Source organism: Streptomyces sp. NPDC127114 (assembly GCF_042677525.1).
Taxonomy (GTDB): domain Bacteria; phylum Actinomycetota; class Actinomycetes; order Streptomycetales; family Streptomycetaceae; genus Streptomyces.
Genome location: NZ_JBHXTJ010000079.1, coordinates 1 through 17,187 on the forward strand (window position 1 = coordinate 1; position 17,187 = coordinate 17,187).

Genomic DNA, 17,187 nt, shown 5'->3' on the forward strand with positions numbered 1-17,187 from the left:
TGCTTCTTTTGTTTATAGTCGCCGGGCGTTTCGCCTCGGCACCCCGCCGCCACCCCTGTTCTGCCCCGCCCCGACGGGCCCCCCCCGTGGGGGGGGGGGCGCCCTTTCGCGTGCCGACGCCCGTTCGTGCGCCGTCGCGCGCCCGTCGGACGCATCCTGGGACGTACGCGCCCAGGAGGTGCCCACGACGGCGTCAGGCGTGCGGGCCCAGGACGTCCCCACGACATGCCGTCAGGCGTACGTGGCCGGGCGGCGCCTTCAGGCGTAAGCGCCCAGGTCTTTCACCTGCGCGAAGCCCAGGCCGTAGGCGCTCATGCCGCGCCCGTACGCGCCGATGTGGACGCCGGGGGCCGAGCCGGCCAGCACCCAGCCGAACTCGGACTCGCGGTAGTGGAAGGGCACCGGCACGCCGTCCACGGGCAGGGACAGCGTCGACCAGGCGGGCCCCTCGAGGTCGTCGGCGAGCTCGAAGGCCGTCTCCGTCTGCTGGTCCAGCCAGTTGTCCCGCAGGGCGTGGTCGAGCTGGGCGGGCCACGTGTGGGCGAGGAGGCCGGAGCCGGCCAGCCAGGCCGCGGAGGAGACCGTGGTGGCGTCCAGGACGCCGGTGCCGTCGCCGGAGCGGCGTACGGGATGGGCGGCGACCGTCACGACGATCGCGAAACGCTCCTTCTCCGCGCCACCGGCCTCGGACTTTATCGACGGCTCGTCACCGTGGCCCATCGAGCCGTGCTGCACGGTGCCGTCCGCCGCCGTGCCGATCTGCATCAGCCGGCGCGGTCCCGTGAACGCCTCGTCGAGCCCGTACCAGGCGAACGGTGCGCGCAGAAAGCCGTCGGCTTCCACCCGACTCGTCGTCTTCATCTCGGCCGCCTCCTCGTTGCGTCAACAGAGGGAGGATAGCCACCTGGACGCAGTGGGTCGGTGACAGGCCGTCGTCAGGTCGCGTCCGAGTCGTACGGCGGGCGCTCCGCGCCGTCCGGCTTGTCCTGCTTCTTCAGCAGGTCGGGGCTGCTGCCGTTGACCGCGGCGGGCGTGGAGGCGGGCGTCGACTCGCGGCCGTGGACGGCGTCGGCGACCTCGTTCATCTCCTTCTTGAGGTCGAAGGAGGAGCGGAGCTCCTTCAGTTCCTTCAGGTCCTCGTTCTCCGCGAGCTGCTTGCGGAGGAAGGTCTTGGGGTTGAGGTCCTCGAACTCGAAGTCCTTGAACTCCGGGCCGAGCTCGCTGCGGATGTCCTGCTTGGCGCTGTCCGAGAACTCGCGGACCTTGCGGATGAAGCGCGAGACGTCCTGGATCACCTTCGGCAGCTTGTCGGGTCCGAAGATGAGCACGGCGAGCACCACGAGCGTCACCAGCTCGAGTGCGCCTATGTCGCTGAACACCCTGTAGCTCCTTCTCGCCGGTCCCGGGCGGCCCGCTCCACGGTACCCGCCGAAACTGTCCGGCGGGTACAGCGTGGTGTCCTGCACATGGCCTCCAGGCGTTTGCCCGGAGGTCGCCTAGGCGCCCGTGGAGGAGCCCAGGGTCAAGGTCTTCGTCTGCTCCTTGCCGTCGCGCGTCACGGTCAGCCGCAGCCGGTCGCCCGGGCGGTGGGCGCGGATCTTCACGATCAGCTCCTCGCCGCTGTGCACGCGCTGGCCGTCGACCTTGGTGATGACGTCACCCGGGCGGATGCCGGCCTTGGCCGCCGGGCCGCCGGGCGTCACGGACGCGGCACCGCCCTTGCCCTTGTCGCCGACGCGGGCGCCGTCGCCGGCGTACGCCATGTCGAGGCTGACGCCGATGACCGGGTGGGTGGCCTTGCCGGTGTTGATCAGCTCCTCGGCGACCCGCTTGCCCTGGTTGATCGGGATGGCGAAGCCGAGGCCGATGGAGCCGGACTGGCCGCCGCCCTCGCCGGCGGAGCCGTTGCCCGCGGCGCGGATGGCGCTGTTGATGCCGATGACCCGGGCCTGGGAGTCCACGAGCGGGCCGCCGGAGTTGCCGGGGTTTATCGGGGCGTCGGTCTGGAGCGCGTCGACGTAGCTGACGTCGCTGCCGTCGCCCTTCTCGCCGCCGGCGGTGATCGGCCGCTCCTTGGCGCTGATGATGCCGGAGGTCACGGTGTTGGAGAGGTCGAAGGGCGCGCCGATGGCGACGACCGGGTCGCCGACGCGGACGCTGTCGGAGTTGCCGAGCGGCAGCGGCTTGAGCCCGGTGACCCCGCGGACCTGGATCACGGCCAGGTCGTAGCCGGTGTCGCGGCCGATGAGCTTGGCGCGGGCCGATTCGCCGTTGCTGAACGTGACGGAGATCTCGCCCGAGGAGGCCGCCGCGTCCACCACGTGGTTGTTGGTCAGGATGTGGCCGCGGGTGTCGAGCACGAAGCCGGTGCCGGTGCCGGAGGAGCCGCTGCCGCTGACGTGGATGGTGACGACGCTGGGCAGCGCCTTGGCGGCGACCGCGGCGACGCTGCCGGGCGCGCGGTCGGTGTCCTCGGGGCCGGCCTGCGGCAGTTCGACGGAGGTGAGGCCGCCGTTGCGCTCGACGTAGGCGCCGACGCCTCCGCCGATGACACCGGTGACGAGGGCGAAGGCGAGGGCACCGACGAGCGCGAGACCGCGCCGCGGCTTGCGGGGCGGCTTGCCCTCGGCGGCGAGCGGCTGCGTGCCCCACGGGTCGTACGCGGGCGTCATGGGCGCGGCGTGCGGAGCGCCCTGCACCGGCGCGGGCGCGGGGTGCGGCGCCGGAGCCGGTATCGGGGCCTGCGTCATCGGCGGCGGTACGGGGCGCTGCACCGGCGGCGCGGGCGCCCACGGCCCCGGCTCGCCGTAGGGCGGCGTCCGGTAGGGATCGGGGGCGTGCAGGGGCTGCTGCCCGGCCTGCGGCTCGTGAGCCGGTACGGGCTCGGGCGCGGGAGCGGATTCGGGCGCGGGAGCGGATTCGGGCGCGGGAGCGGATTCGGGCGCGGGAGCGGACTCGGGCGCGGGAGCGGACTCGGGCGCGGGAGCGGACTCGGGCGAGGGCGCGGGCCCGGAAGCGGACGCGGGCCCGGAAGCGGACGCGGGCGCGGGCCCGGAAGCGGGCGCGGAAGCGGGCCCGGACGCGGGCTCAGGCGCCGGTACGGGCTGCGGCTCCGGCGCGAGCTCCGCGAGCGGGGCGGACGGCGGGTTCGGGGCAGGCTCCGCGAGCGGCGCGGCCGGCTCCGGCGCGGGCGCGGACTCATGTGCCGTCGCGGCCGGCTCCAGCGACGCCGCGGCCGCCGGTGCGGGCGCGGCCGGCACCGATGCGGACTCGGGTGCCGGCGCGGCCGCCGGTGCGGCGAGCTCGGGCGTGTGCGGGACGTCCGGCGCGGAGGGCTCGGGCACGGCCTCGGGCTCGGGTGCGGTCGTGGCCTGCGGCGCCCGCGCCGGGGTCGCCGGGGCGGCGAGGGTGAAGTCGGCGTCGTCGGACGGCTCAGGCGGCCCTGCGGGTGCCTCGGGTGTGGTCGACGGCCGGCTCCACCATGTCGGCTTCCCGTTCTTCATGCTCTCCCCGCAACGGATGACCTGTCCGCGCCGCCCGCTTCACCGGGCGGCGCGCCCCTGTCCCTGGATTCAACCAGGTGGATTCAACCAGGTCGCCGGTCAGCGCTGGGAGGGGCCGGGGACAGGAGTCGGGGCCGGGGAGCCTGACGGGTGCCCGGGCTCGTAGGAAAGCCGGAGCGCCGGGCTCATCGGCCGGACGAACGGGGCGAGTTCGAGCCGGGCCGGGATGACCGTCGGCGGGGCCGCCTCCGGGGTCGCCTCGCGGCGCGAACCGGACGCGAAGGTCGCCGGCGCCCGCAGCGGCGTGACGTTGCTGCCGGTGCCCTGGCCGCCGCGCGGGGTGTCGATGGACAGGGTGCTGCTCAGCGCGATCGCGGCGAACGAGACCGCGCTGGCCGCCGCGAAGGCGAAGCGCCGTCCCCGCCCCGCGGAGCGGTCGCCGACCTCGTGGATGCGGAAGCCGGTGTCCGGGGTGACGGGAGCGGCCGTGGCGAAGCCGCCGGACCGCATGCCGTCGGATCGCGTTCCGCCGCCGCGCAACAGGTCGTCGAAGGGTCCCCCCTGGTCAGAGGATCCCCCCGGCAGCCCCTGGAGGCGTGCGAGCAGCCCCTCCGACGGCGGAGGGGGCGCGGTGGAGGCGAAGACGTTCTTCAGGGTGCGCTGCGCGTCGGCCTCGGCCTTGCAGCGGGCACAGGTCGCGAGGTGGGCGAGGACGCGCTCGCGCGCGTCATGGCCGAGCTCGCCGTCGACGAGCGCGGCGAGCCGGTCCCCGAGGTGGTGTTCCGCGAGTCGCTGCTCCTCGGGGGTCGCGGAGGGACTGGTTCCGCTCACGCCGTTCCGACCTCCCACCCGACCGCTGCGAGGGCCCGCTCCTGGCGCGCCTCGGGCGAGCGGTGCTTGAGCGCCTTGCGCAGGTGCGAGCGGCCGCGGTGGATGCGGCTGCGGACGGTGCCGAGCTTCACGCCGAGGGTCGCGGCGATCTCCTCGTACGAGAGGCCCTCGATGTCACAGAGGACGACCGCGGCGCGGAACTCGGGCGCGAGGGTGTCCAGGGCCTGCTGGACGTCGGCGTCGAAGTGCGTGTCGTTGAACGCCTGCTGAGGGGACGGCTCGCGGCTCGGCAGCCGCTCGGCGGCGTCGTCGGCGAGGGCGTCGAAGCGGATCCGCTGCTTGCGGCGGACCATGTCCAGGAACAGGTTGGTGGTGATGCGGTGCAGCCAGCCCTCGAAGGTGCCCGGCGTGTACGACGACAGCGAGCGGAAGACCCGGACGAAGACCTCCTGGGTGAGGTCCTCGGCGTCGTGCTGGTTGCCGGTGAGGCGGTAGGCGAGCCGGTAGACCCGGCCGCTGTGCGTGCTGACGATCTCCTCCCAGCTGGGCGGAGTCCACGCCTGCGATTCCGCATCCGATGCGAAGGTCGCGGTGGTGGGTGCGGAGTCGGCGGTGCGGGAACGGTCAGCGGTGTCGGTCACGGATTTCGGCTCACCCGCCGATCCGAGAAGGCGCCGCAGCACTCCTCTCCGATCCACAGGCGCAGCCGCACCTCCCCTGTCGGCTCTGGTGGTGTCCAGTGGAGCCCCTACCATAGCCACCTCGCCCGTTAGCTCCGGATAAGAATCTTTACGCGAATTTGGGGCCGGCTCGCACCGGTGTCCCTCCTCGCTTCCCGTCTCCAGTAACGCGCGGTCCCATCTGCGGGTTCCCGCGCGCAGCGGATACAGTCGACGCCTGCGTCAATATGGCGTCGAAGACGGGGACAGGAGAGGGCCATTACCGCCAACCGGCAGACGAGCTTGGCGTTCGCCGACGCCTATGTCGCCGAGGACGAAGCGCTGCGCTGGGCCCGTGACCGGGCCCGGGAGACGGGGCTGCCCTCGGTGTCCCCTGGCACCGGCGCCGCCCTGCGTCTGCTGGCCGCGACGGCGGACGCCAAGGCGGTGGCGGAGATCGGCACGGGCACGGGCGTGTCGGGGATCTATCTGCTGCTCGGCATGCGTCCGGACGGCGTCCTGACCACCGTGGACGTGGAGCCGGAGCGGCAGGCGCACGCGAAGGCGGCGTTCCGCGCGGCGGGTTTCGCGGGCAACCGGGCGCGCTTCATCCCCGGCCGCGCGCTCGACGTACTGCCCCGGCTCGCGGACGGCGGCTACGACCTGGTCTTCTGCGACGGCGACCGGCTGGAGCTCCTCGACTACCTCGCTGAATCGTTGCGCCTGCTGCGACCTGGCGGCCTGGTCTGCTTCGAGGGCGTCTTCGCCGACGGCCGGACCGTGGACTCGGCGGCCCAGCCGGCCGAGGTGCAGCGGATACGCGAGCTGCTGCGTACGGTACGCGAGAGCCGGGAACTGCTGCCGACGCTGCTGCCGGTGGGCGACGGCCTGCTGTGCGCGGTCCGCCGGGGCCCGTAGCCCTTCGCGCGGCGCGGGCACGCGTCCGCGGCGCACGTCCCGGACACACCGCCCCCGATACACCGCTGCCCCGGTGCGGTGGGTACCGTACCGGGGCAGAAGCGGAAAAGGAGGCGTCAGCCGACGACTTCCTGCAGCGCGTCTCCGAGCGCCTTGGCCTCGTCCGGGGTCAGCTCGACGACGAGCCGGCCGCCGCCTTCGAGCGGAACGCGCATGACGATGCCCCGCCCCTCCTTGGTCACCTCGAGCGGGCCGTCACCCGTCCGCGGCTTCATGGCCGCCATGCTCGTTCCCCTTCCTGAAACCAGCTCATCGTCAGCATCGAACACGATTGCTTCCCGGTCATTATCCCGCATCACAGGACCCGATGACCAACATCAGGTGGCATCGCTTCCGCAACGCGCTTTCACAAAGCCACACATTTCACCGATCCACCTGCGATACTTCGCCGCCACGACTCGGCCGCCGAACGGTGATTCTTTGACGCAGCTCACATGTGCGCGCGGGGTGATCTCCGCCATGCTGAGCAGGTCAGCGACGCAAAGACGCGAAGGGATCCCCGATGGCCGACACGGTGCTGTACGACGTGAGCGACGGGCTCGCCACCATCACGATCAACCGGCCCGAGGCCATGAACGCGATGAACGTGGAGGCCAAGATCGCGCTCCGCGACGCGGCGGAGGCGGCGGCCGCCGACCCGGCCGTGCGGGCGGTGCTGCTCACGGCGGCGGGCGACCGCGCGTTCTGCGTGGGCCAGGACCTCAAGGAGCACGTGGGACTGCTGCAGCAGGACAAGGAGTCCGGCACGAGCAACACCATGAACACCGTCCGCGACCACTACAACCCGATCGTGCGGGCCCTCGCCGGCATGGCGAAGCCGGTCGTCGCGGCGGTGAACGGCGTCGCGGCCGGCGCCGGCTTCGGCTTCGCGCTCGCCGCGGACTACCGGGTGGTGGCGGAGCACGCCTCCTTCAACACCGCCTTCGCCGGTGTCGCCCTCACCGCCGACTCGGGCATGTCCTGGACGCTGCCACGCCTGATCGGCCCGAGCCGGGCCGCCGACCTGCTGCTCTTCCCGCGCTCGATCGGCGCCCAGGAGGCGTACGAGCTCGGCATCGTGAACAAGGTCGTGCCCGGCGACGCGCTCGCCGAGGAGGCCCTGAAGCTGGCCCGCACCCTGGCCGAGGGTCCGACCGTCGCCTACGCGGCCCTCAAGGAGTGCCTGGCGTTCGGCGCGGACCACTCGCTGGACGAGGCGCTGGAGAAGGAGGACGAGCTCCAGTCGAAGGCCGGCGCCTCGGCGGACCACACGATCGCCGTCCAGGCCTTCATCGCCAAGGAGAAGCCGAAGTACCTGGGCCGCTGACCGGCCGGGTGCGGGCGCCCGCCAGGGCCTGTCCGGCCATGATCCGCCGGACGGGCCGCCGGGGGCGTCTCAGCGGCCGGCGCCCCGCGCCACGCAGTCCGTGACGTGGTCGTCGACCAGGCCGCAGGCCTGCATCAGGGCGTACGCGGTCGTCGGGCCGATGAAGCGCAGACCGCGCTTCTTGAGGGCCTTGGACAGGGCCGTGGACTCGTCCGTCACCGCCGGGACGTCCTTGACCGTGGCGGGGCCCGGGCGGGTCGCCGGGTCCGGCGCGTAGGACCAGATCAGCTCGTCGAGCTCGCCGGGGGCCCACTCGGCCAGCACCTTCGCGTTGGCGAGGGTGGCGTCGATCTTGGCGCGGTTGCGGATGATGCCCTCGTCGGCGAGGAGCCGCTCCCGGTCGGCCTCCGTGAACCGGGCCACCTCGGCGATCCGGAAGCCGGCGAACGCCTTCCGGAAGCCCTCCCGGCGGCGCAGGATCGTGATCCACGACAGGCCGGACTGGAAGGCCTCCAGGCACAGCCGCTCGAACAACGCGTCGTCGCCGTGGACGGGGCGGCCCCACTCCTCGTCGTGGTACGCCACGTAGTCCTCGGTCGACAGGCCCCACGGGCAGCGCAGCAGGCCGTCCGGTCCCGCGATCGCCTTGCCGTCGCTCACGAGTCCTCCTCCTCGCCCTCCCGCCCGGCGCCGCCGGACCGCGCGGAGGCCAGGGCGGCCTCCAGGTCGGCGATGCGGGCGTCCCGCTCGGCGAGCTCGGCGCCGAGGCGGCCGAGGACGTCGTCGACGTCCGCCATCCGGTAGCCCCGAGCCGCGACCGGCAGGCGCAGCGCCTCCACGTCGGACTGGTTGGCCGGGCGCGCGGCGGGCAGCGGGTCGACCAGCTGCTGGGGCGCCGCCTCGGGCAGCACCTCGCTGTCGCCGCCGCCGACCACCGCCAGCGTGACCGCCGCGACGACCACGACCATCGTGATCAGCAGAAACCAGAACACCTGCGCGCCTTTCCCCGTCCGTGGAAAACGTCCCGTGGCGATCGTGCCACGTGCCACCGACAGTTAGGGTCGCAGACGACGCAGGCGAGCTGCCGCGAGGGAGGACATAAGGGATGCTCCGCTTGGGACGGCGTGAATTCGGGCCCCACGAGCCGGTGATCATGGCGATCGTGAACAGGACCCCGGACTCCTTCTACGACCAGGGGGCGACCTTCCGGGACGAGCCGGCCCTGGCGCGGGTCGAGCAGGCCGTGGCCGAGGGTGCGGCGATCATCGACATCGGCGGGGTCAAGGCGGGCCCCGGCGAGGAGGTCACGGCCGAGGAGGAGGCACGGCGCACGGTCGGCTTCGTGGCCGAGGTGCGGCGGCGCCACCCCGATGTGGTGATCAGCGTGGACACCTGGCGCGCGGACGTCGGCGAGGCGGTCTGCGAGGCCGGCGCGGACCTGTTGAACGACGCGTGGGGCGGGGTCGACCCGGGCCTCGCGGAGGTCGCGGCGAAGCACGGTGCGGGGCTCGTGTGCACGCACGCGGGCGGCGTGGAGCCGCGGACCCGGCCGCACCGGGTCGCGTACGAGGACGTGATGGCCGACATCCTGCGGGTCACCGTCGGGCTCGCGGAGCGGGCGGCCGCGCTCGGGGTGCGGCGGGACGCCATCATGATCGACCCGGGCCACGACTTCGGGAAGAACACCCGGCACAGCCTGGAGGCGACCCGGCGGCTCGGCGAGATGACGGAGACGGGCTGGCCGGTGCTCGTGTCGCTGTCCAACAAGGACTTCGTGGGCGAGACGCTGGACCGGCCGGTCAAGGAGCGGGTGCTGGGGACGCTGGCGACGACGGCGGTGTCGGCGTGGCTGGGGGCGCAGGTGTACCGGGTGCACGAGGTCGCCGAGACGAAGCAGGTGCTGGACATGGTGGCGTCGATCGCCGGTCACCGGCCACCGGCCGTGGCCCGTCGGGGCCTGGCGTAGTCGGTCCAGGACCGGGCGGCCGGGCGGGGGCCTGGCGTAGTCGGGCCGGGCGGGAGCCCGGCGTGGTCGGGCGGGTGCGGGGGCGGGGGCGCCGGGTGGCGCCCCCTAAGGATCCGCCTACCGGCCGACCTCCTTCGACACCAGCGCCACCGCCTCCTCCACGTCGTCCGTGACGTGGAAGAGCAGCAGGTCGTGCTCGGAGGCCTTGCCGCCCGCGACGACCGAGTCGCGCAGCCAGTCGACCAGGCCCTTCCAGTACTCCGTACCGAAGAGCACGATCGGGAAGCGGGTGACCTTGCGGGTCTGGACCAGGGTCAGCGCCTCGAAGAGCTCGTCGAGGGTGCCGAGGCCGCCGGGCAGGACGACGAAGCCCTGCGCGTACTTCACGAACATCGTCTTGCGGACGAAGAAGTAGCGGAAGTTGACGCCGATGTCGACGTGCGGGTTGAGGCCCTGCTCGAAGGGCAGCTCGATGCCGAGGCCCACGGAGACGCCCTTGGCCTCGCGGGCACCCTTGTTGGCCGCCTCCATGGCACCGGGGCCGCCGCCCGTGATCACCGCGAAGCCGGCCTCGACGAGGGCGCGTCCGAGGCGGACGCCCGCCTCGTACTCGGGCGAGTCGGGCCGGGTGCGGGCCGAGCCGAAGACGCTGATCGCGCTCGGCAGTTCGGCCAGCGCGCCGAAGCCCTCGACGAACTCGGACTGGATGCGCATGACCCGCCACGGGTCGGTGTGCACCCACTCCGAGTCGCCTTCGGTGTCGAGCAGGCGCTGGTCGGTGGTGCCGGGCTGGACCTGGTCACGGCGCCTGACCACCGGTCCCAGCCGCTGCTCCTCCAGCTGCTTCGGCTCCTCGGGTACGCCCATGGCCTGCTCCTCTCACCGTTCCACTGATCGCCGGTAGGGATCTTCCGGTCCGGTCAGGGTAGGTCCACAGAGGTGAAGAAAAGCGAAATTACGGGAATCATTCCGTCAGCCAGTCGCGGAGGCGCGCCTCGCAGTGGTGGATCCGCTCGACGTGCACGTGCTCGTCGCGCTTGTGCGCGTAGAGGGGGTCGCCCGGGCCGTAGTTGACGGCGGGGACGCCGAGCGCGCTGAAGCGGGCGACGTCGGTCCAGCCGAACTTGGGCTGGGCGCTGCCGCCGACCGCCTTCATGAAGGCCGCCGCCGCCGGGTGGGAGAGGCCGGGCAGCGCGCCGCCGCTCTCGTCGTCGATCACGAACTCGGCGACGCCGCAGTCCGCGAACACCTCGCGGACGTGGGCCACGGCCTGCTCCGGCGAGAGGTCGGGGGCGTAGCGGTAGTTGACGGTGACCACGCACTCGTCGGGGATGACGTTGGTGGCGACGCCGCCCTCGATGCCGACGGCGTTCAGGCCCTCGTGGTACTCCAGGCCGTCGATGACCGGCTTGCGCGGCTCGTACGCGGCGAGCCGGGCGAGGATCGGGGCGGCGGCGTGGATGGCGTTGGAGCCCATCCAGGAACGCGCGGAGTGGGCGCGCTCGCCCGTCGTGCGCAGCTTGACCCGCAGGGTGCCCTGGCAGCCGCCCTCGACCTGGCCGTAGGAGGGTTCGAGGAGGACCGCGAAGTCGCCGGTGAGCCAGTCGGGGTGCGCCTCGGCGATCTTGCCGAGCCCGTTGAGGTGGGCGGCGACCTCCTCGTTGTCGTAGAAGACGAAGGTGAGGTCGCGGTTGGGCGCGGGCACGGTGGCGGCGATCCGCAGCTGGACGGCGACGCCGGACTTCATGTCGGAGGTGCCGCAGCCCCAGAGCACGCCGTCCGCGTCGAGCCGGGAGGGCACGTTGTCCGCGATCGGGACGGTGTCGATGTGTCCGGCGAGGACGACCCGCTCGGCGCGGCCGAGGTTCGTGCGGGCGACGACGTTGTTGCCGTGGCGGTCGACGGTGAGGTGCGGCAGGCCGCGCAGGGCCCGCTCGATCGCGTCGGCGAGCGGCTTCTCGGTCCCGCTCACGGAAGGGATGTCGACGAGCGCGGCGGTGAGCGCGGCGCCGTCGAGCGTGAGGTCCAGCGAGGTCTCGGAAGCAGCGGTGTCAGCCATGTGTCGACCCTAACTCGGCCTCCAGTACGGTGGGGCGCGTGTCCGAGCCCAGCCGTCTTTCCCGTCCCGCCCGCCGCGGCCGTCCCGCCCGGCTCGTGGCGGCGTTCGCCGTGCTCCTCGGCCTGGTCGCGTACGTGTCGGTGCACTACGTCACGGGCAGCAAGGGTGCGCCGCGGTGCAGTGTCGGCAGCGGGACGAACCGGTACGAGTTCACCCCGGAGCAGGCGTCCAACGCGGCGACGATCGCGGCCGTGGGCACCTCGCGCGGGCTGCCGGAGCGGGCGGTGACGATCGCGCTCGCGACGGCACTCCAGGAGTCCGCGCTGCGGAACATCGAGCACGGCGACCGGGACTCGCTCGGTCTGTTCCAGCAGCGGCCGTCGATGGGCTGGGGAACGCCGGAGCAGATCCTCGACCCGGTCTACTCGTCGGGGAAGTTCTACGAGGGCCTGGAGAAGGTGCCGGGCTACTCGCGGCTGCCGCTGACGGTGGCGGCCCAGAAGGTGCAGCGCAGCGGTTTCCCGCAGGCGTACGCGAAGCACGAGCCGGACGCGACGCTGCTGTCGGCGGCGCTGACCGGGCGGGCCCCGGCGGCGCTGTCCTGCACGGCGGACGTGGCGGAGGGCCGGCCGGGCGATCCGGCGCGGGTGCGGGCCGAGCTGGTGCGCGCGTTCGGCGAGGGGACGGCGCCTAAGCCCGTCCTGGGCGGCGCCGGCGCGGCCGGGGCGAACGCGGCCGGGGCGCCGGCCGTCCAGCTGTCGGTGCCGGTACGGGAGTCCCGCGCCTCGCGCGAGCAGCGCGGCTGGGAACTGGCCCAGTGGGCGGTGGCGCGGGCGGGCGACCTGCGCATCGCGGAGGTCGCGTACGGCGACCGCGTGTGGGTCGCGGACGACTCCGCGGGCGACTGGGAACCGGCCCGCTCGAAGACCACGGGCACGGACGGCTCGACGGTCCTGATCCGACTGGCGCGATAGCGGCAGCGGTAGCGGCGCCGGTAGCGATAGCGGCACCGGCACCGGCAGCGCGGCACCTGACAGGACGGCCGAAGCCCGGCGCCGGCCGCGGCATGCCGTCGCAGCGGCGGCCGGTCGTGCGGGTGGCCAGTCGTGTGGGTGGGCAGTCGTGCGGGACGTCACTCGGACGTGTCATGCGACCGGCGCGGCGCGAAGCTTTCCGGGCAGGTTTCCAGCGGGCTGACATGTCACCGCAAGATCCTTGCGGCACAAGGGAAGTGACGGTTCAGCAGGCAGCGGCTCATCGACACGTTCGTCCGCTTTCCTCCCCACCCGACAATACGACGCATTACCCAGTCTTTACCTTCGGCGTCCGCAACCTCCCCCGCCCCGGGGCCGGTTGTCACCGCGTAATCGACCTCGTCGTCCTCTTCGTCGAAGGAGCACCATGTCCCTCCCCCTGACCCGTCGGATCGCCCGTGCCGCCCTGCTCGTCGCGGCCGGAGCAGCCCCCGTGGTCGGTGCGGCCGGCTCCGCGAGCGCCCTGGACCAGAGCCTCGCGCCCACCGAGGCCCTGTCCGGTCTGAGCGTCCTCGACGCCGCGAACGCCGGCAGCGCCGTCGACACCGCCTCGCAGACCGCGACCGGCGTGGTCGGCAAGACCGGCGGCCAGGCCGTCGCCTCCGGCGTCCCGGCGGCCGGCAAGGCCGTGGGCGCGGCGGGCAAGACCGCCACCCCCGCCGCCCAGAAGATCGCCGGCGACACCGCGGGCCAGGCCGGCGAGGCCCTCGGCCAGACCGCGGGCGCCGCCACCGAGAGCGCCCAGGCCCCGGCCGCGGGCGCGCTGGGCGACGCCGTACCGAACACCGGCGCCCTCCCCGGCGCCGGCCTGATCGGCGGCCTCCCGGTCGGCGGCTGACCACCGCCCCACACACGAGGGCCCGGGGAGCAGCGGCTGCTCCCCGGGCCCTCTCCCGTGTTCCGGACGGCACCGGCCCGGGCGGCGGCGTCAGCCCAGGCGCTTCACGGCCGCCTCGACGCGCTCGTCGGTCGCCGTGAAGGCGACCCGGACGAAGCGCTCGCCCGCCGCGCCGTAGAAGTCGCCGGGCGCCACCAGGATGCCCTTGCCGGCCAGGTACGCCACCGTGTCCCAGCAGGGCTCGTCACGGGTCGCCCACAGATACAGGCTGGCCTCGCTGTGCTCGATGCGGAAGCCGTGCGCCTCCAGCGCGCCGCGCAGGGCCGCCCGGCGGGCCGCGTACCGCGCCCGCTGCTCGGCCACGTGCGTGTCGTCGCCGAGCGCCGCGACCGTGGCGGCCTGCACCGGGGCGGCCGTCATCATGCCGCCGTGCTTGCGGATCTGCAGCAGCTCGCCCAGGACGGCCGCGTCACCCGCGATGAACGCCGCCCGGTAGCCCGCCAGGTTGGAGCGCTTGGACAGCGAATGGACCGCGACGATCCCCTCGTACGAGCGTCCGCAGACGTCCGGGTGCAGCACCGAGACCGGGTCGGCCTCCCAGCCCAGCTCCAGGTAGCACTCGTCGGAGAAGACGAGCACGCCGTGCTCGCGCGCCCAGGCCACGATCCGGGTCAGCTCGTCCTTGCCGAGGACCTTGCCGGTCGGGTTGGACGGGGAGTTGAGCCACAGCAGCTTCAGGCCGGCCGGGTCGAGCTCCATCGGGTCGTCGTAGACGACGGGGGTGGCCCCGCACAGCCGCGCGCCGACCTCGTACGTCGGGTAGGCGAGCCGCGGGTACGCCACCACGTCACCGGCGCCGAGGCCGAGCTGGGTCGGCAGCCAGGCCACCAGCTCCTTGGAGCCGACCACCGGCAGCACGTTCTCGTGGACGAAGCCGGTGGCGCCGAGCCGGCGCTCGCACCAGCCGGTGAGCGCGTCCCGCAGCTCCTTCGTGCCCCACACCGTGGGATAGCCCGGCGAGTCCGCCGCCGCGACCAGCGCGTCCTGGATCAGCGACGGGACGGGGTCGACGGGCGTGCCCACGGACAGGTCCACGATCCCGTCCGGGTGGGCGGAAGCGGTCGCCTTGTAGGGCTCCAGCTTGTCCCACGGGAAGACGGGAAGACGCGAAGAGACGGCGCTCACGGATTGGCTCCTCGTTGGTACGGAATACGCATCGGTCCCGTACAGCGCGACGCCGTACGGGACCGAGAGCGGATGATCAGCCGTTCTGCGGCGGCAGGGCGGCGATGAAGGGGTGGTCGCGCTCGATCAGACCGAGCTTGGAGGCACCACCGGGCGAACCCAGCTCGTCGAAGAACTCGACGTTCGCCTTGTAGTAGTCCTTCCACTCCTCCGGGGTGTCGTCCTCGTAGAAGATCGCCTCGACCGGGCAGACCGGCTCACAGGCCCCGCAGTCGACGCATTCGTCCGGGTGGATGTACAAGGACCGCTGGCCCTCGTAGATGCAGTCGACGGGGCACTCCTCGATGCACGCCTTGTCCTTGACGTCGACACAAGGCTGCGCGATGACGTAGGTCACGCTGTCGTTCCTCCTCAGTAGGGCTGGTCTGCGCGGGAGCGCGGTGTCGTCGATGCCCGCCCCTAGTATCTCCGTTCTTGGGGACGATCCGAACAGGAGGGGCGCAGAAGCTGTGGAATTCACCGGCGGAGGACGGCTCGAGGTCCGTATTACCACGGCTGACGTGGGAAAACGCGTCTCTGTTCGGTACGTGACGGAGCCGGGGGACCCGGGCGGGACGTTCACCGACGCGGTCGGGGTTCTCACATCATGGGACGGCGGTGTGCTGCTGATCACACGCAGGGCCGGTGAGACCGTCCGCATCCCGGAACCGGCGCTCGTCGCCGGCAAGGTCGTCCCCGCCGCCCCGGCCCGCCGCCGCGGTCCCTCCGCGACCTTCCCCGAACTCGCCCGGGCCGCCGCCCGCGCCTGGCAGCCGGTGGAGAGCGAGGCGCTCGGCGAGTGGACCCTGCGCGCCGCGTACCAGGAGGTGCCGGACGAAGCCCGTCCGCGAGGGGCGGCGGCCGGCCGACGGGTGGGCTTCACCCGGCGGGCCAACTCCGTCCTCCCGCTCGGCGACCCCGGCCTCCCGCTGGACGCCGCCCTGGAGCGCGTACGGGAGTGGTACGCCGCCCGGCGCCTCCCCGCGTACGTCCAGACGGCGACGGGCGCGGAGGGCACCCAGGAGCTGCTGTCCGCCGAGCTGGAGCGGCGCGGCTGGGTCCGGGAGGTCACGGCCGAACTGCGGATCGCCGCCCTGGCACCGATCGGCGACACGGACGCCGACGTCACCGAGGTACGGCTCACCCGGTCCGTCGACGACGGCTGGCTGCGCCGCTACCAGCGCTCCACGGAACCGGGCCTTGACGCCCGGTCCGTCCTCTCCGTCCTGGGCAGCGGCCCGAGTGTGTGGTTCGCGTCCGTACCGGGCACGGAAGACATGCCGGCGGCGATCGGACGCTGTGTGGTGGACGGCCGCTGGGCCGGCTTCATGGCCGTCGAGGTCGCACCGGAGCACCGCCGCCGCGGCCTCGCGACGGCCGTCATGACGGCGCTCGCCCGCCGGGCACTCGACGAGGGCGCGTCGGCCGCCTGGCTCCAGGTGGAGTCGGACAACGACGGCGCCCGGGCGCTGTACGACGGGATGGGCTTCACCGTGCACCACCACTACCACCACTACCGCTGGACGGACGTGTGACCGACGAAGGCGACGTGACCGACTGGCGGCGGGAGTTCGCGGAGGAGGCCAGGTCCGAGCGGCCCGACCTCGCCCGGCTCTGCCTCCTGGTCTGCGCCGTGGCCGACCCGGCGATGACCCAGGCCGACCTCGACGCCGCCGAGATCGAACTCGACCGGCTCGCCGGGCTCGTGCCGTACGGGACGCGCGACGCCGACGCGTGGGTCACCGCCCTCGCCGACGTCCTCGGCCACCGGGCCGGCTTCCAGGGCGTGCCGGCGGACTACCAGCGCCTGGAGTCCTCGCTCCTGCACGAGGTGCTGCGCCGGCGGCGCGGCCTGCCCATCCTCCTCTCCGTGGTCTGGATGGAGGTGGCCCGCAGGGCCGGGGCGCACGTCTACGGCCTGGGGCTGCCGGGGCACTTCGTGATCGGCTTCGGCGACCCGGCCGAACTGCGGCTCGCCGACCCGTTCGCCGGGGGCCGCGCCATGACCGGCGCGGACGCGGAACTCCTGGTCGCGGGCGCCACGGGAGAGGCGCTCGACCCGTCGATGCTGCGGCCGGCCACACCGGCGGCGATCGTGCTGCGCATCCTCAACAACATCCGCGCCTGGGCGTCGACCCGCCCCGAACGCTCCGACGTCGCCCTCTGGGCCGTGGAACTCTCCCTCCTCCTCCCATCCCACCCGGCCCGCCTGCGCTACGAACGCGCGGAGCTGCTGGTGCAGCGCGGCGACTTCCTCACCGGGGCGGCGGAGATGGAGGCGTACGCGACGATCATGGACGCGGTGGAACCGAGCGCGGCGCAGACGATCAGAAACCGCGCGAAGGCGGCACGGGCGCGGCTGAATTAGGGCGGGGTGCTAGGCAGCGGGACGGCGGAGGAGCCGGGGGCTTGGCCGAGGGCTGGCCGGGGGCTGCGATGTGGCGTATTCCGCGATTCCTCTGGGGCGGACGAGAGACGCGCGCAAGAGAGAGGGCGGGGCGGCCGGATTCGAACCGGCGTCCTCGCGATTTTGGAGACCGCGCGCGTCGACCTCTGCGCTACGACCCCGCCCTCGCGGGGCAGCTTAGGGGGCGTACGCCGACGGGGGCGAGGCGATTTCGCGGCGGGTAGGGGTGGGGGGTTCTGAGGTGGTGACGGGCTGGGGTCCGGGAGGGGGTGGCGGGTCTCTGAGGTCGTACGGGTGGGGGTTGCGTGTGGGCTTCTGGTGCGGCCGCCCTTGATCCGAGTGTGGCTCCCTCCACCGCCGCGTCAAGGGCGCTCCCTTCGGT

The 17,187-nt window shown here is 73.2% G+C and carries 19 protein-coding genes and 1 tRNA gene; 7 read left to right on the forward strand and 13 right to left on the reverse strand.

Going from position 1 to position 17,187, the window contains the following annotated elements; all coding sequences use genetic code 11:
* Positions 1-258: 258 nt before the first annotated feature.
* The 5 genes from ACFVGS_RS36735 to sigE all read right to left on the reverse strand — a co-directional run bounded on the left by ACFVGS_RS36735 (position 259) and on the right by sigE (position 5,089).
* Positions 259-861 carry a hypothetical protein gene (locus ACFVGS_RS36735; RefSeq protein ID WP_376632123.1) on the reverse strand — a complete coding sequence of 201 codons (603 nt, stop codon included), beginning with the start codon at positions 859-861 and terminating at the stop codon, positions 259-261.
* A gap of 74 nt (positions 862-935) precedes the next feature.
* Positions 936-1,379 (reverse strand): sec-independent translocase, encoded by a 444-nt coding sequence (locus tag ACFVGS_RS36740; protein WP_384419569.1) that lies wholly within the window; start codon positions 1,377-1,379, stop codon positions 936-938.
* 117 nt (positions 1,380-1,496) lie between these two features.
* Positions 1,497-3,503: a S1C family serine protease gene (locus tag ACFVGS_RS36745; protein WP_385696773.1), complete on the reverse strand. Its 2,007-nt coding sequence runs from the start codon at positions 3,501-3,503 to the stop codon at positions 1,497-1,499.
* Positions 3,504-3,602: 99 nt separating this feature from the next.
* Positions 3,603-4,334, reverse strand: a complete 732-nt coding sequence (locus tag ACFVGS_RS36750) for an anti-sigma factor family protein (protein ID WP_384419562.1) — start codon at positions 4,332-4,334, stop codon at positions 3,603-3,605.
* Positions 4,331-5,089, reverse strand: coding sequence for an RNA polymerase sigma factor SigE (sigE, locus tag ACFVGS_RS36755; RefSeq protein WP_384419559.1), 759 nt, complete (start codon positions 5,087-5,089; stop codon positions 4,331-4,333). The genes ACFVGS_RS36750 and sigE overlap by 4 nt, the downstream gene beginning before the upstream one ends.
* Positions 5,090-5,239: 150 nt before the next feature.
* Here sigE and ACFVGS_RS36760 point away from each other — a divergent pair, with 150 nt between their 5' ends.
* Positions 5,240-5,911: an O-methyltransferase gene (locus ACFVGS_RS36760; protein ID WP_384419571.1), complete on the forward strand. Its 672-nt coding sequence runs from the start codon at positions 5,240-5,242 to the stop codon at positions 5,909-5,911.
* 116 nt (positions 5,912-6,027) lie between these two features.
* Here the strand turns inward: ACFVGS_RS36760 and ACFVGS_RS36765 are convergent, their stop codons facing one another.
* Positions 6,028-6,195: a DUF3117 domain-containing protein gene (locus tag ACFVGS_RS36765; RefSeq protein ID WP_181019060.1), complete on the reverse strand. Its 168-nt coding sequence runs from the start codon at positions 6,193-6,195 to the stop codon at positions 6,028-6,030.
* A gap of 278 nt (positions 6,196-6,473) precedes the next feature.
* On the opposite strand from ACFVGS_RS36765, the gene ACFVGS_RS36770 reads away from it, so the two are divergent.
* On the forward strand, positions 6,474-7,277 hold the full coding sequence (locus tag ACFVGS_RS36770) for an enoyl-CoA hydratase/isomerase family protein (protein WP_384419555.1): 804 nt from the start codon (positions 6,474-6,476) through the stop codon (positions 7,275-7,277).
* Positions 7,278-7,346: 69 nt separating this feature from the next.
* Here the strand turns inward: ACFVGS_RS36770 and ACFVGS_RS36775 are convergent, their stop codons facing one another.
* Positions 7,347-7,937: a DNA-3-methyladenine glycosylase I gene (locus ACFVGS_RS36775; protein WP_385696778.1), complete on the reverse strand. Its 591-nt coding sequence runs from the start codon at positions 7,935-7,937 to the stop codon at positions 7,347-7,349.
* Complete coding sequence (locus ACFVGS_RS36780; RefSeq protein ID WP_384419551.1) at positions 7,934-8,269, reverse strand: hypothetical protein; 336 nt, start codon at positions 8,267-8,269, stop codon at positions 7,934-7,936. Before ACFVGS_RS36780 ends, ACFVGS_RS36775 begins: the two co-directional genes overlap by 4 nt.
* Before the next feature lie 113 nt (positions 8,270-8,382).
* Between ACFVGS_RS36780 and folP the strand changes: the two genes are divergently transcribed.
* Positions 8,383-9,243 (forward strand): dihydropteroate synthase, encoded by an 861-nt coding sequence (gene folP / locus ACFVGS_RS36785; RefSeq protein ID WP_385696780.1) that lies wholly within the window; start codon positions 8,383-8,385, stop codon positions 9,241-9,243.
* Positions 9,244-9,360: 117 nt separating this feature from the next.
* On the opposite strand, the gene ACFVGS_RS36790 is transcribed toward folP, so the two are convergent.
* Together ACFVGS_RS36790 and dapE are read right to left on the reverse strand one after the other, a co-directional pair.
* Positions 9,361-10,110, reverse strand: a complete 750-nt coding sequence (locus ACFVGS_RS36790; RefSeq protein ID WP_384419545.1) for a TIGR00730 family Rossman fold protein — start codon at positions 10,108-10,110, stop codon at positions 9,361-9,363.
* A gap of 97 nt (positions 10,111-10,207) precedes the next feature.
* Complete coding sequence (dapE, locus tag ACFVGS_RS36795; RefSeq protein ID WP_384419542.1) at positions 10,208-11,302, reverse strand: succinyl-diaminopimelate desuccinylase; 1,095 nt, start codon at positions 11,300-11,302, stop codon at positions 10,208-10,210.
* A gap of 38 nt (positions 11,303-11,340) precedes the next feature.
* Here dapE and ACFVGS_RS36800 point away from each other — a divergent pair, with 38 nt between their 5' ends.
* Both ACFVGS_RS36800 and ACFVGS_RS36805 read left to right on the forward strand, forming a co-directional pair.
* Positions 11,341-12,276: a hypothetical protein gene (locus ACFVGS_RS36800; protein WP_384419540.1), complete on the forward strand. Its 936-nt coding sequence runs from the start codon at positions 11,341-11,343 to the stop codon at positions 12,274-12,276.
* 427 nt (positions 12,277-12,703) lie between these two features.
* Positions 12,704-13,174: an ATP-binding protein gene (locus ACFVGS_RS36805; protein WP_384419537.1), complete on the forward strand. Its 471-nt coding sequence runs from the start codon at positions 12,704-12,706 to the stop codon at positions 13,172-13,174.
* A 90-nt stretch (positions 13,175-13,264) separates the two neighbouring features.
* Here ACFVGS_RS36805 and ACFVGS_RS36810 read toward each other — a convergent pair whose 3' ends face one another.
* Together ACFVGS_RS36810 and fdxA are read right to left on the reverse strand one after the other, a co-directional pair.
* Complete coding sequence (locus ACFVGS_RS36810; RefSeq protein ID WP_384419534.1) at positions 13,265-14,359, reverse strand: bifunctional succinyldiaminopimelate transaminase/glutamate-prephenate aminotransferase; 1,095 nt, start codon at positions 14,357-14,359, stop codon at positions 13,265-13,267.
* A gap of 76 nt (positions 14,360-14,435) precedes the next feature.
* A complete protein-coding gene (gene fdxA / locus ACFVGS_RS36815) occupies positions 14,436-14,756 on the reverse strand; it encodes a ferredoxin (protein ID WP_010474859.1) in 321 nt (106 codons plus the stop codon).
* Between the two features lie 112 nt (positions 14,757-14,868).
* On the opposite strand from fdxA, the gene ACFVGS_RS36820 reads away from it, so the two are divergent.
* Positions 14,869-15,933 carry a GNAT family N-acetyltransferase gene (locus ACFVGS_RS36820; RefSeq protein WP_385696786.1) on the forward strand — a complete coding sequence of 355 codons (1,065 nt, stop codon included), beginning with the start codon at positions 14,869-14,871 and terminating at the stop codon, positions 15,931-15,933.
* Complete coding sequence (locus ACFVGS_RS36825; protein ID WP_385696789.1) at positions 15,930-16,766, forward strand: tetratricopeptide repeat protein; 837 nt, start codon at positions 15,930-15,932, stop codon at positions 16,764-16,766. The genes ACFVGS_RS36820 and ACFVGS_RS36825 overlap by 4 nt, the downstream gene beginning before the upstream one ends.
* 124 nt (positions 16,767-16,890) lie before the next feature.
* Here ACFVGS_RS36825 and ACFVGS_RS36830 read toward each other — a convergent pair.
* A tRNA-Trp gene (locus ACFVGS_RS36830) sits at positions 16,891-16,968 on the reverse strand.
* Positions 16,969-17,187: the final 219 nt, after the last annotated feature.